Origin of the sequence: Peptococcus simiae (assembly GCF_046097595.1) — a bacterium.
GTDB classification, from domain to species: domain Bacteria; phylum Bacillota; class Peptococcia; order Peptococcales; family Peptococcaceae; genus Peptococcus; species Peptococcus simiae.
Genome location: NZ_JBJUVG010000002.1, coordinates 23,410 through 37,237, shown reverse-complemented (window position 1 = coordinate 37,237; position 13,828 = coordinate 23,410). Strand labels below are relative to the sequence as shown.

General features: G+C 56.0%; 7 protein-coding genes. 1 reads left to right on the top strand and 6 read right to left on the bottom strand.

Translation table 11 applies throughout. The features are described from left to right. Positions 1-50: 50 nt before the first annotated feature. Positions 51-1,214, top strand: a complete 1,164-nt coding sequence (locus ACKQTC_RS01580; protein WP_408976686.1) for a nucleotidyltransferase family protein — start codon at positions 51-53, stop codon at positions 1,212-1,214. Here ACKQTC_RS01580 and ACKQTC_RS01575 read toward each other — a convergent pair whose 3' ends face one another. The 6 genes from ACKQTC_RS01575 to ftsH all read right to left on the bottom strand — a co-directional run bounded on the left by ACKQTC_RS01575 (position 1,215) and on the right by ftsH (position 13,799). Continuing rightward, positions 1,215-4,640 (bottom strand): UvrD-helicase domain-containing protein, encoded by a 3,426-nt coding sequence (locus tag ACKQTC_RS01575; RefSeq protein WP_408976685.1) that lies wholly within the window; start codon positions 4,638-4,640, stop codon positions 1,215-1,217. Continuing rightward, positions 4,637-7,999 (bottom strand): PD-(D/E)XK nuclease family protein, encoded by a 3,363-nt coding sequence (locus ACKQTC_RS01570; RefSeq protein WP_408976684.1) that lies wholly within the window; start codon positions 7,997-7,999, stop codon positions 4,637-4,639. The genes ACKQTC_RS01575 and ACKQTC_RS01570 overlap by 4 nt, the downstream gene beginning before the upstream one ends. 57 nt (positions 8,000-8,056) lie before the next feature. Next, positions 8,057-9,451, bottom strand: a complete 1,395-nt coding sequence (gltA, locus tag ACKQTC_RS01565; protein WP_408976683.1) for an NADPH-dependent glutamate synthase — start codon at positions 9,449-9,451, stop codon at positions 8,057-8,059. A 2-nt stretch (positions 9,452-9,453) separates the two neighbouring features. Beyond that, positions 9,454-10,323 (bottom strand): sulfide/dihydroorotate dehydrogenase-like FAD/NAD-binding protein, encoded by an 870-nt coding sequence (locus ACKQTC_RS01560; protein WP_408976682.1) that lies wholly within the window; start codon positions 10,321-10,323, stop codon positions 9,454-9,456. 149 nt (positions 10,324-10,472) lie between these two features. Continuing rightward, entirely contained in the window at positions 10,473-11,693 is a 1,221-nt protein-coding gene (locus ACKQTC_RS01555; RefSeq protein WP_408976681.1) for a dicarboxylate/amino acid:cation symporter, read from the bottom strand. Positions 11,694-11,822: 129 nt separating this feature from the next. Continuing rightward, positions 11,823-13,799 (bottom strand): ATP-dependent zinc metalloprotease FtsH, encoded by a 1,977-nt coding sequence (gene ftsH / locus ACKQTC_RS01550; protein ID WP_408976680.1) that lies wholly within the window; start codon positions 13,797-13,799, stop codon positions 11,823-11,825. Between the last annotated feature and the right edge of the window lie 29 nt (positions 13,800-13,828).

Here is a 13,828-nt window from a genome sequence, read left to right as displayed (position 1 = left end):
AAATAATTAGCTATAATGGACCTAAATAACCGGTTATCTGGGAGGCAAGTATGCAAATTTGTGGTATCATCGCTGAATTTAATCCTTTTCATCGCGGCCATGCCCGCCTGGTCGAGACCATTCACCGGCTTTTGCCGGAGGCCCTAATTGTTGGCGTCATGAGTGGCCCCTTCTGCCAACGGGGCGATGCGGCGATCTTAGACAAGTGGGCTCGGGCTGAAGCAGCGACCGCAGCGGGGGTCAATGTCCTTTTTGAACTACACTCGACCTGGTCGACGGCCTCGCTCCAGACCTTTGCCTATGGGGCTGTCGAAACCCTCAAGGCCACCGGTCTGGTCACCCACCTGGCCTTTGGCAGCGAGTGCGGCCAGGTCGAAGAATTGGAGACCCTGGCCGACCAGCTCCGCCAGCCTTCAGACCAGTTCACCCACTTATTGAAGACAGCCCTGGCCGACGGGGCGCCCTTCGCCCTGGCCCAGCAGGGGGCCTTGGAAAAGGTCACAGGCGTGAGCCCACTAAAGGACCGGCCCAATGACCGGCTGGCCCTCTCCTACTTGCGCTATGCCCCCAGCCATTGGCAGGCCCTGGCGGTCCAGCGAGATACCCAGCATGACGGTCAGGCCTCCGGCCGGGCCATCCGGTCCGCCTTGAGCCAGGGGCAGTCGGTCAATGACCTATTGACCCCCGCCGCCCTGGCCCAAGTGGAAAAAGCAGGCAAGCAAGGCTGGACCTGGCCTGACCTTGGCGATTTTTACGGGGCCCTCCAGCTGCGGCTTACCAATATGTCCGCCGGCGAAGTCGTTGGCCTCCTGGCCTGTACAGAGGGCATCGCCATCCGCTTAAAAAGGGCCGCCCACTCTGCCGATAGTTTCGAGGCCTGGCTGGATACCGCCTTGGACCGACACTTATTTGAAAGCACCCTGCGGCGGGCCGCCCTGCAAATCCTCTCCCCGGTCAAGCCCTTGCAAGCGGTCCCTTATTTAAGGCTCCTGGCTGCCGATGACCTGGGCCGTCGGCTCCTGAAGGCCATGAAGGGCCGGGCCAGGGTGCCAATCATTGGCAACTGTGGCCGGGATGTCAAAAAATTACCTGCTCAGGCCCAAGCAGCCTTTGCTGATGACCTCCGCCGCCAGGAAACGAGTCGCCTCCTACAGAAGGCGGCCCCCTACCGGCAGGCCCTACGAGACTTCCATACGCCGCCGGTCATGATCTAGTCAGTCCAGGACGGACTCAACCCCATGGCGGAGCCAATAGAGGCTTTTGCTGACCACCGGAATCCCCCGGGCCTCCCAAAGGGCCCGGGCATAAAGGTCCAGCTGTAACTGGTACCTTTCAGGCTGGATGGCCCGGTCACTTTTAAAGTCAATGATATGGTAGCCGGCCTCATCCCGGTAAAAGAGGTCAATCTGACCATCGATCAGGTGGTCTTGGTAAAACATGGTAAAGGAGACCTCTTGCTCGACTGTATCGGCATACCGGCGGAGACGGTCGGCAGTATCGCTCGCATAGAAGCGGATTAAGAGGTCAGGGTCAAGAGCCCCTGCCTCCTCTTTCGTCATAAGCTGTCTGGCCACCAGGCCCTCTAGGGCTATCTGGAGGGTGGCTGGCGTATAGACCCTATTGGGCAGCAACTGGACGGCCCGGTGGAGCAGCGTTCCCTGCTCCTGGGCCGTAAAATGATAGGCTTCATCTAAGAAGTGTGGCCGCCGCCAGTCGTTTGTCGGCCCTACCGGTCCAAAGTAGGACGGCCAGGCCTTGGCCACCCCATCCGTTAGTCGATTTTCTTCCGCCAATTGACTAACGGTTTTTTTATAGGGTTCCTGGCTATCCCGCAGATAAGGGTAGGGCTGGCTCAGGGTCCGCTTTAAGTCCTCCAAAAAGGCTGCATGAACCGGCAGGTCCGCTAGGGCAAGGGGACTCTTATCCCCCTCTTCCCCTTCTTCCAGCGTCAGGTGCCGGATGACCAGGTCCTCCCCTTCCAACTCGCCTGCCCGTGCCAGGAGGGCCAGCCAGTCCCCGAAGGACCGGCCGGTCCATAACTTGAAGGTCAGGGCGCCACGAGGCAGGAGGCCCTCCTCCTTCTTGGGCTCCCGGCCAAGGAGGATCAACCGGTTAATGGCCCGGGTAGCGGCGACGTACAAGAGCCGGACCTCTTCACTGACACTTTCCTGGCGGATCACCTGCCCGATGATCTTTTTCTCAAAAGAGGGCCGGACGGTGTAGGCTTCCAGGTTCACGACATTCAAGGCACAACCCAGTCGCTGGTGGACCAGGAGGGGGTCAGTGGTATCCCGGAGGTTGAAGGTGTGGTAGAGGTCTGCCAAAAAGACCGTATCAAAGCCCAGTCCCTTACTCTTATGGATACTCATCAAGCGGACGCAGTCATCCTGCTCTGTTAACGTTACGGCCGGCTGAAGGCTATCGCCGGGCGCTTTTTTTATGTCCTCGATATGCCGCAGGAAACCGTCTAGGCCACTGTGGGAAAAACGGACGTACTCGACCATGAGGTCAATCAGGGCGGCCACGTTGGCATACCGGTCCTCGCCCTGGTGCATGGCCTTTAAGAAGTCCCCATAACCGGACCCTTGCAAGAGCTCCAGGGCAAAGTGGTCAATGGTCACCATCTTGAGCCGGAGCCGGTAGCGGTCAAGCCGGTCATAGAAGTCGCGTAACCGGTCGGCGATGGGCCCTTCCCCGGTCGCTGCCATCGCTCTGGCCGCAGCCGAAAACCGCCCCTTGGGCTCAGCCAGGCGGATCCGGGCCAGGTCTTCATCGGTCAAGCCGGCAAAGGGCGAAGTCAGGACCGCCAGGAGGGGGCCATCGTAGCTGTCGTTATTGATGACTTCCAGCATATTGAGGAAGAGGCGGACTTCCATATTTTCAAAACCGACCAGGCTGTTATCCGAATAGTAGGGGACTTCCGCATCGATGAAGGCCCGTTCATAATCGGCCAGGTGGGTCCGGGGCGTCCGCATGAGGATGGCCATATCCCGGTAGCGCTTGCCTTCCTCCCGGACCAGGGCCTTGATCTTCTCCGCCATCCACCGGCCCTCTTTATAATACTTGCTTTCCCCATCATAGGCCTCGTCCAGGTTGAGGTAAACCAATTCGACCGGCTTATCCTCAGGCTGACCGGCCTGGCCGGGAACCAGGGCCTGGCCAGGAGCGGAATAATCCACCTCGCCCAGGCGCTTGGTCATGAGGGGCATAAAAATCCTGTTACAGGCCCGTAAAATCCGCGGCTGAGACCGGAAGTTCTCAGACAGGTGGATTAGGGTTTCCCGGCCTTGAGACTGGTCATAGGCTTCATACCGGCGTAAAAAGAGGCCCGGATCCGACTGGCGAAAGCGGTAGATGGCCTGCTTGACATCGCCCACAAAGAAAAGACGGTCCGGCTGGGCCAGGCGCATAATGATTGCTTCCTGGATGCGGTTGGCATCCTGGTATTCATCAAAGAAAATGTAGCTGGCCTCTTGGCGGATGGCCGCCAGGCTTGTTTCATCCTCCAGTAAGCGGAGGAAATGGCTCTCTAAATCGTTGAAGTCCAGGCTGTTCTTATCCGTCTTTAGCGCATTGTATTGGTCTAAAACAGACTTCGTCAACTGACCCAGGGCTTGGAGCCGGGGTAAGGTCGCCTGCCGGTCGGCCAAAACCTGGGGCATGCCGCCCGGGGGCAGGAGGTCCAGCAGGCTCTTGAGGGGACTCTTGATCCCGCTATCCCGCAGGTCCTTAAAGGCCTCCTGAAGGTCCCGGACCCCCTCATCGGTATCCTTTTTAAGGCGGACCGACTTGAGCCGGCCGACCTTAAGGGGGGCTAGACGATTAAAGGCATCTTCAAGGGCCTCCATGGCCGCCTGGTCAACGGCTTCAACCAAGACATGGTCGTCAGCCAGGGTCTCCAGATAGGGGGCCAGGGGCTCAGCCATCGGGTCCTGTAGGAGCCGGGCCATGGCCTCCAGGGCCTCAGTCATTTGTTGGGCGGTCATGTGTACCAGGTCCAGGAAGGCCCGGCTCAGGGCTTCCGGCAGGTCATCTGTCGGGCCCTGGCCACAGGCCGCCAGCCATTCGCTGGGTTGGGGGCGGGTCCTGGCCTCTTGTAAGAGCTTTTCCACCATCCGGCGGAGAGGCTGGTCATCATTGGCCCCGCCATAGGCCCAAACCAGGTCCGCAAAAACCGTCTCACCGTCTTCATAGGCCTGGTCAAAGACCGTGGTCAGGGCATCATTTAAGAGCTTACTGGCCGGGGCGCTTTGGAGAATGCGGAAGTTTGGTTCAAGGCCGGCTGCTTTAAAGTGGCTGCGGAGCATCTTGGCGCAGAAGGCATGTAAGGTGCTCACATTGGCCTGGGGCAGGTAACTCAATTGCTTGTGCAAAAAGCTGACCTGGTCCTGGTCGGCAGCGGCCTTAGCCCTTTTGAGGGCCTCCTCCAGGCCAAGGGCCAACCGGTCCTTTAGTTCACCGGCGGCGGCCCGGGTAAAGGTCACCACCAACATTTTTTCCAGGGGAAGTCCTTCCTCAGCAACCATCTGAACAATCCGATCGATCAGGACCCGGGTCTTACCGCTCCCAGCGGCAGCTGAAACCAGGATATCCTGCCCCCGGAGGGTCACTGCTTGTTCTTGTGCGGGTGTCCTTTTCATGCCTCTCCTCCTTCCAAGCCTAAATCATCAGCTGAGGCCGTCCGTTCCGCCATACCCGCTTCAAACCGGCAAATATGCCGATAGTCGCAATACTGGCAGGGGCTGACCTGGCCAATCAATAGGGGGGCATTATCAATCAGGCCGGCCAGGGCATATTGGGCGGCGCAATTGGCCATCTCTTCGGCATAGGTCATCAACTGGTCCATCTCTTGAGCAGACAAGACGTTGGTCTTTTTCTCAATGGCCTTGGCCCGGCCCTTGAGCCGGAGGATGCTCCCCCCTGTTTCCGTAATGCCCGGGTCCATTTTTTCTAAAATGGCAGGGTCATCGATGACAATCCCGTCTAAGAGCAGGGCGTCAATAACCGCCGCTGCAATGGTCTCCGGGTCATCACTCGTATCCAGGACCAATAAGTCCCGCAGGCGCAGGTAAAAGACCCCGCCGGCCCGGTCCCATAAGCCCGAGGCCAGGGCCGCCCGTAAGTAGAGCAGGAGTTGCAGCTGGAGGCCGCCGGCAACGGCATTCAGGTCAAAGGTCTTGCTGCCGGTTTTATAGTCAACAATTCGGACCGCGTCTTCAGCAGCATCGATCCGGTCGATGATTCCTTCCAGACGGATGGTTTCCACCCCGGTATCCAGGATGACAGTCGGCAGTTTTTCCTGACGGCCAAACCGCACCTCCTGGCCGGCGGGCTTAAAGTCACTGACTTCAAGCTGCCGGAAAATCTGCAGGGCAGTCCGCTCGGTATGCCGCTTGAGCCGCTGGCCGAAGATATGGTTTCGCCCGGACTGGGCCCTTTTTTGACCAATAATTTGGCCGGTTTCTTCTTCCAGGGCTTGCCGAATCAAGGGCAGGACCTCAGCTTCTTCCAGGCTGCCTCCTTGGGCCCGCTCGGAGCTGTAGGCCTCTGTTAATTTTTTCAGAGCCGCATGGATTAGAGAGCCAATTTCATTGTATTTCATGTCCGCCACCTCTTCTTCATGGGGGCGGATGCCGTAGCGGATAAAGTGCTGGTAGGGGCAGGCACACATGGATTCCAGCTCGGATACGCTGGCCCGGCCCTTGGCCAGGGAGGGGTAAAGGATTTCACTGACCTGGTCGGTCAGGGGCAGGCGCCTGTTGGTATAACGAAAGCCTGCCTGCAAAAAGGACCGGCGCAGGGGGTCATCTTCCATAAAAAAGCGGTAGTAGGTCCCCAGTTCCTCAGCTGCCCCTGCCGCTAGCCCTTGCCCGGCTTGAACCCGCCGCAGGCCGGCCAGGGTATCCCGCAAGGCCAGGGGCTTGCTATACCGGCGCAAGCGCTGGCCCAACTGGTAGGCACTGGTCACCTTGACTTGGGGAGCCAGGGCTTCGACCTGACGGATCAGGCGGGACCGGTTCATGGTCTGCCCGCCGTGGTCTGACCCTGGCCAGGAAAGGACCAGCCGCTCGGTGGGCCGGGTAAAGGCCTGGAAGAGGGCGGCCGCTTCATCACCTGTGGCCTCGGCCTGGCTCTGGCCCAAGTGGATGCCCAGGTCCTTAAGACGCTCCTGCTCCTCCTGGGCAAAGACACCGGCCTCGCCCTGGACAGCCGGGTACCAGGCATCCGATAGGCCCAGGATGAGCTGGATGGGGGTACGGCTGGTCCGGGTCCGGGACAGGGCCCCGACCAGGACCTGGTCCTGGGCCGGGGGAATGATGCCGATGGAGATGTTTTCCAGCCCTTCCCGCAGGAGCCGGGCATACTCTTTAAAGGGCATGGTCAACTGGCCCAGAGCGGTGACCAGTTGCTCTAAGAATTCAATAATTGCATTAAAAATCTGCTCATTTTCCTGGACCAGGGCCGGGTTGGGCCATTCAGCCAGGGCCTCCTGAAGGGCCGTGAACTGCCGGGTCCACTGGGGCTGGCTGATAAAGTGGTAAAAGGCCGTTGAAAAGTGCAGGACAGTTTCTTCCTTCTGGCAGGAGAGGTAAAAGTCTTCCAGCTCCTCCTTTAGGATCCTGGCCCCCTCCTTGGCGGCCCGGGCATCCGCCTGGGCCATGGCCAGCCGGTCGGCGGAATGAAAGCGGTCTTCATCTACGGCGTAACTGTCCTCTTTAAAGAACATCTGCCCCCGTAATTTCCGCGCCCGGGCATGCCGTTCCAGCCCCTCTAGAAGCCGGTCATCAATGGCAGAGAGTCCGCCCTTGAGATAGGCAAAGACATCCTCCTGGCGGAAGTCGTAGTCGACCAGGTCAAGGGCTGCAAAAATCCCCTGGAGGAGGGGGTTATCGGTAATATAGCGTTTTTCATCAATAAAGACGGGAATATCATGGTCAGCAAAGATCCGCCGGACCAGGGGAAAATACTCATCCGGTGCGGTGACCGATACGGTAATGTCCCGCCACCGGCACCCATCCTCTACCACCTTTTTGCGCAGGAGAGCCGCCAGGGTTTCCACCTCGATATCGGTGGTCGGCGCCTGCATGAGCCCTAGATGGATCATCTCTTCCACGGCTTCTGTCGGTGTGGTACTGAAGGCTGCCTTGGCCAGGCCGGCCAGGTCCGGGAGGACGGCCCGGCTAGACCGGACTTCTTTAATTTTGAGCGCAGGGCCGGCTATTTTTTTCAGGGCCGCAGCAAAGGCCCAGTTACTGGCATAAGCTTCGTGGTTGGCCACTTCATCCGGCGCTCGGTCCTGTTCACAGGTCCCGTAAGGTAGGGTCACCACCACATGGATGGGCACCCCCATTTGCTTGAGGGTATCCAGAATAGCCAGTTCCAGGGCCGACATCCGCTGGAAGGCATCAAAGTAGAGGTGGATTTTTTTTAGGTAGTCAGCCTGAGGAAGGATTTCTACCAGGGTCTGCAAGCGGGCCTCCCCATCCAGGTAGCTGTCTCCTAAAAGCTGCTCATACCGGCCTTGCAACAGGGCCATATCGTGGCATTTATTTCTCAAGGCCGCCGGTAGGTCCGTCCGGTCCGCTAAGGCCTGCAGGCCCTGGGTGCTGATGCCTGCTGCGTGCAGGTTGGCAACCGTGGTCGCAATGGCCCGGAGGACACCTGTCTGCCGGTGGGCATTTTTATACAGGCGGAGCTGGTCATTTTCCTCTAAAACAGCCTGGTAAAAGACCAGGTCTCTGGCACTGCTCCCGATATACTGGCGCCCGGCCCCTTCAATCCGCCCCAGGACTTCGCGGGCTAGGGAGGCAAAACTTTTTACCTTGATGTCCATGACGGCCTTGACCTCCAAGGCCTCCAAGAGGTGAATATCGCTCTGTAGGGTGAATTGCTCGGGGACCAATAAATAAGCCGACTCCCCTCTACGATGGTGGCCCTTGAGGGCTTCTAAAACAGCCTCATGAGCGATTTGCTCATGAGGGGCAACCAACAGTTCCATGAAAAACCTCCTATGTAAAAAAAGCGGACGCCCTGAGAGCGTCCGCCTATCTCCGGCTTACTCAGCCTTGTTTTTCAGGTATTGATCAATGGCATATGCCGCTTCTTTGCCGGCACCCATGGCCTTAATAACCGTGGCTGCGCCGGTAACGACATCGCCACCAGCGTAAACATCCTCAATAGACGTTTGGGCGGTCTCATCAGTGATAATGAGGCCCCGGTCTGTAATATCTAAGTGAGGGGTATTATCTGTCAAAATGGGGTTGGGCCCTTGGCCGATGGCTACAACAACTGTATCAATAGGCATTTCCTCGACGGCGCCCTCAATGGGTACGGGCCGACGACGGCCACTGGCATCCGGTTCCCCCAGTTCAAATTTTTGTAACTTCATCCCGGTCACCACATCATCTTCATTGCCCATATAGGCAATCGGTGATGACAGGAGGACCAGTTCAACGCCTTCTTCAATGGCGTGTTCCAGTTCTTCTTTTCTGGCCGGCAGCTCGTCCTTACTCCGCCGGTAAACGATATAGCTCTTTTCCGCACCAAGCCGTAGGGCCGTCCGGGCTGCGTCCATGGCCACGTTGCCCCCGCCGATAACGGCTACCCTTTTACCAATTTTAATGGGGGTCGCATGGTTGGGGTAATCATAGGCCTTCATCAGGTTGGACCGGGTTAAAAATTCATTCGCGGCAAAGATCCCGTTCAGGTTTTCGCCGGGCAGGTGCATAAAATGGGGCAGGCCTGCACCCGTCCCGATAAAGAAGGCTTCAAAGCCCAATTCATCCCGGAGTTCAGTAATATCATAGAGCTTACCGACGATGCTGTTGACCTTAAATTCAACGCCAAGGGAGCGGATGTAGTCCACTTCCCGCTGGACAACGGCCTTGGGCAGACGGAATTCCGGAATCCCGTACATCAAAACCCCACCGGGGGTATGCAGGGCTTCAAAAACCGTCACTTCATAGCCCATTTTAGCCAAGTCCCCGGCACAGGCCAGGCCCGCAGGCCCTGCACCGATGATGGCGACTTTATGGCCATTGGATTCAATCTCTGGGGCCTTGGTTTCCATGTTTTCCGCTTCCCAGTCGGCTACAAAGCGTTCCAACCGCCCGATGGCCACCGGTTCCCCTTTGATGCCCAGGATGCACTCGCCTTCGCACTGGTTTTCTTGAGGGCAGACCCGGCCACAAACAGCCGGCAGGCTGGTCTTTTCCTTTAAACGTTCAACGGCCAGAGGTAGGTCATCATTGGCCACCGCCTCAATAAAGGCCGGAATGGTAACAGATACCGGGCAGCCGGTGACGCAGCGGGGATTTTTACAATTCAAACACCGCTGAGCTTCAGCCACGGCTGTATCGTGGTCATAACCCAGGGCGACTTCATTAAAATTACGGATGCGGTCTCCCGGATCCTGGGTGGGCATCTCATGTCTAGCTGCTTTGGAGGCCATAGTTAAACCCCCTTTACCGGTCGGTCATCGTGCTCAAGACCGAGGTTGCATTGGTGGTCATGGTAGAACTGGCGACCTTCTGCTTCTAAGTTCTTTAGATAGGCAGACCGTTTCATAGCCAGGTCAAAGTCAACCTGGTGGCCATCAAATTCCGGTCCATCAACACAGGCGAATTTGGTATCCGCGCCGACCTGGATCCGGCAACCACCGCACATCCCGGTCCCATCAATCATGACCGGGTTCATGCTGACAAAGGTTTTGACGCCGAAGGGTTTGGTGACCCGGGCGCAGTTTTTCATCATAATCATGGGACCAACCGCCCAGACCGCAGCCACATCACCCTTGCTACAAACCTCTTCTAAGATATCCGTAACAAAGCCCTTGTGGCCAACTGAACCGTCATCTGTCGCAATGTGCAATTCATCAGAGACGGAATCCATTTTGTCTTCCCAGAAGAGCAGGTCCTTATTCTTGGCGCCGATGATGGAAATCACGTGGTTGCCTGCTGCTTTCAGTGACTTAGCGATGGGATAAATAGGCGCGATTCCCACCCCACCGCCGACAATCACGACTGTACCATACTTTTCAATTTCGCTGGCACGACCCAGTGGCCCAACAACATCAGCCAGTTGGTCACCGGTGCGCAGTTGGGCCAATTCATCCGTAGACCGCCCAACTGCTTGGAATACAATGGTAATGGTACCTTTTTCCGCATCTGAATCGGCAATGGTTAAGGGCACGCGTTCGCCCTCCTCATTAATCCGAATAATCAGAAATTGACCGGCTTGTGCTTTCTTAGCCAGCTGTGGTGCCTCAACACTCATTTCGTGTGTTAAGCCCCCTAAATGCTTGTAGTCAACAATGGTATACATTGTCTTCCCTCCTCTTCTTCCCCGTGTTGCGCTTTAATAGGTATGATAGGCCTATTATTAGAATTGTACTTATATTTAGCGAATGTGTCAACTTAATAGCCTTATTCAGCCAAAAAGACCTGCCTTCTTTGCAGAAGACAGGTCTTTTTTTACAGTTCACTGCTAAGGGCGTCCTCCTGGTGGGGCGGGTTACCATTGCGACCAGGGACTTTTTTAAAGATCCCGGTGACCATGAGGCTGATGGCCCCATCACCGGTTACATTACAGGCCGTCCCAAAGCTATCCTGGAGGGCGAAAATCGATAGGAGCAGGGCCGTGCCGTTATCGTCAAAGCCCAGGACAGAAATGACCAGGCCTAGGGAGGCTACAACAGTTCCCCCCGGTACCCCAGGCGCAGCGATGGCAAATATCCCGAGCAGGAAAATAAAGATCAGCATAGTTGAAACCGCCGGCAGTTCCCCATAGAGAATTTGCGAAACGGTCATAACAAAGAAGACTTCCGTCAGCACCGAACCGCAAAGGTGGGTATTGGCGCAAAGGGGAATGGCAAAGTCTCGAATTTCCGGATCTAGCGTCTTGGCCTTCCGGGCACAGCGGAGGGCAACCGGCAGGGTGGCTGCTGAACTCATGGTGCCGACTGCGGTCATATAGGCCGGTGGATAGTGCTTAAAGACTTCCTTGGGGTTGGTCTTCGATAGAAAGCCCCCAATCCCATATAGGAGGGCTAACCAAATAAAATGACCAATAATAACGATGAAGATGACCTTGATAAAGACCGGTAATTCGTAGATAATGGCCCCTTCATAGGCCAGGCCGGCAAAGGTCGCAGCAATGTAGAAGGGCAAGATATTAATGACCACTTTTTCCACAATGGCGAGAACAATTTTATGGAATTCGCCCAGTAGATTCTCCCAGGTCTTGGAATCGGTCCATAGAACCGCCAGCCCGATGAGGACCGCTGTAATGAGGGCAGTCATGACCGGCATAATCGGGTCAATGGTCAACTGGAATAAGGACTCGGGAATTTCCCGGCCGGCCCCCGTATGGTCTCTAATGTTCAAGTAGGGGATAATCACTGTACCGGCGGCAAAGCTCATCAGGGCCGCCCCTACCGAAGAGGTATAGCAAATGACCAGGGTAACGGTTAAAATCCGGCCCGCACTCTGTTTTAAGGAAACAATGGCCGGGGTGATAAAGCCTAAGATGATTAGGGGGACAATGTAACCGATTAAGTCCCCGATAATCGTTTTAAAAGTGGCAATGACGACAATCACTGTCTCATTGGCTACCGAGCCCAGGGCTATACCGATAGCGATACCTACAATGAGTTTAAATAGCAGGCTATTGACGATCGTCTTTTTTTCTGCCATGTCAACACCTTCCTCTCACTTATATTAAGATGTTTCCACTATAACGCAATTTTTTACAAAAATAAAGCCCCAGCAGAGATGGGGCAAAAGAAAAAGCTGTCACCCTAGAGTGACAGCTTAAAAAATCACTTATGCGTCATCGTTGGTATCATTGTCGGCAGCCTGACGGTCCTCCCGTTTTTCCTCACTGGTCCGATTGTCAACAATGCCTTTCCGCTGCAGTTCTTTTTTGCGTTCGAGTTCTTCTCGCCGCGCTTCCTGCTCGACTTCTAGCTCTTCTAAAGACCGCCCTTCCAGGAGGCCCTTAAATTCATAGGCATTGAGGTTCTCTTTTTCTTTAAGGGCCTGGGCGATAATATCCAAATCTGCCCGGTGGGTATTCAAGATTTCATGAGCCTTGGCATGGCAGTCATCCATGAGCCGCTTGACTTCCTTGTCAATCGAATAGGCAATCGCTTCACTGTAGTTACGGGAGTGGCCCAAGTCTCTGCCTAAGAAGACCTGTTCCTGGTCTTCGCCAAAGGCAATGGTGCCCAGTTCATCACTCATCCCCCAACGGGTGACCATTTGCCGGATGGTCTTGCTGGCCCGTTCAATGTCATTGGAAGCCCCGGTTGAAATTTCACCGAGGACGATTTCTTCCGCTACCCGGCCGCCGAGCATCATGGTGACCTCGCTCAAGAGGTGAGTCCGGGTCATGTAGTTCCGGTCCTCTTCAGGTAGGGACATGGTGTAGCCCCCGGCATTGCCCCGGGCGACAATAGACACCTTGTGGATGGGGTCACACTCCGGCAGGAAGTGACCGATGATGGCGTGGCCGGCTTCGTGGTAAGCCACCAGGCGCTGTTCTTTTTCGCTGATCTTGGCCGGGTTTTTCTTTTCCGGCCCGGCAATAACCCGCTCAATGGATTGTTCAAATTGGGCATGGCCGATGGTCTTTAAGTTTTCCCGGGCAGACAGGAGGGCCGCCTCGTTGACCAGGTTGGCCAGGTCGGCGCCGGTAAAACCTACCGTCTGCTTGGCGATGACCTTGAGGTCAACATCTGCAGCCAGGGGTTTGTTCCGGACATGGACCTTGAGGATTTCTTCCCGTCCCCGGACATCAGGCCGGCCAACGGTGACCTGGCGGTCAAACCGGCCGGGCCGTAAGAGGGCCGGGTCCAAAATATCCGGCCGGTTGGTGGCAGCCAGGATGATAATGCCTTCATTGTCATCAAAGCCGTCCATTTCAACCAGCAGCTGGTTCAAGGTTTGTTCCCGTTCGTCATGGCCGCCCCCGACACCGGCACCTCTCTGCCGGCCAACGGCATCAATTTCGTCGATGAAAATGATGCAGGGGCTATTTTTTTTGGCCTGTTCAAAAAGGTCCCGAACCCGAGAGGCCCCGACCCCGACAAACATTTCAACGAAGTCTGACCCTGAAATGCTGAAGAAGGGCACGCCGGCCTCCCCGGCCACAGCCCGGGCCAGTAAGGTTTTACCGGTCCCCGGTGGCCCGAAGAGCAGGACCCCCTTGGGAATTTTCGCCCCGATTTGGGCATACTTTCTGGGGTCTTTCAGGAAGCCAACCACTTCACTTAGTTCTTCTTTCACTTCATCGGCACCGGCGACATCCTTGAAGGTGACTTTTTTCTTATCGTCCACTTGCATCTTCGCCTTGCTTTTACCAAACTGGCTCATCTTGGCCCCGCCGCCTTGGCTTTGGTTCATAAAAAAGAAAAAGAGCCCCACAAGCAGCAGAATCGGTAAAAGGGTACCTAATAAGTTTAATAGGGGTGACGGCTGGGGGGTTGCCTTTTGCTCAATCTTCACCCCATTGTCCAGCATGACTTCTTCCAGTTGCGATGAGTTTTTGGGAATGTTCATTCTAAAGGACTTGCCGTCTTTGGTTTTCCCTTCAACTTCCTGGTAGTTGTCATAGCTGGTGATGGCAATCGATTGTAGATCACCTTTTTCCGCACCCTTAATCAGTTCGGAATAGTTTTGGCTATAGATGACCTGTTCCGTTTGCTGGGTCTGCCCGCTGGTAAAGTATTCCAGCAGGGACAAAAACAGCAGGAAGATCACAAGGTAGATCACAAAACTCTTCCATGCTTTTTTATTCATGCACGTCCTCCTCTAGTTGATATGGCCTG

Bases quoted from the DNA above. Each gene is read 5' to 3' on its own strand.
- ACKQTC_RS01575 (WP_408976685.1), bottom strand. From the start codon at position 4,640: ATGAAAAGGACACCCGCACAAGAACAAGCAGTGACCCTCCGGGGGCAG.
- ACKQTC_RS01570 (WP_408976684.1), bottom strand. From the start codon at position 7,999: ATGGAACTGTTGGTTGCCCCTCATGAGCAAATCGCTCATGAGGCTGTT.
- gltA (WP_408976683.1), bottom strand. From the start codon at position 9,451: ATGGCCTCCAAAGCAGCTAGACATGAGATGCCCACCCAGGATCCGGGA.
- ACKQTC_RS01580 (WP_408976686.1), top strand. From the start codon at position 51: ATGCAAATTTGTGGTATCATCGCTGAATTTAATCCTTTTCATCGCGGC.
- ACKQTC_RS01560 (WP_408976682.1), bottom strand. From the start codon at position 10,323: ATGTATACCATTGTTGACTACAAGCATTTAGGGGGCTTAACACACGAA.
- ACKQTC_RS01555 (WP_408976681.1), bottom strand. From the start codon at position 11,693: ATGGCAGAAAAAAAGACGATCGTCAATAGCCTGCTATTTAAACTCATT.
- ftsH (WP_408976680.1), bottom strand. From the start codon at position 13,799: ATGAATAAAAAAGCATGGAAGAGTTTTGTGATCTACCTTGTGATCTTC.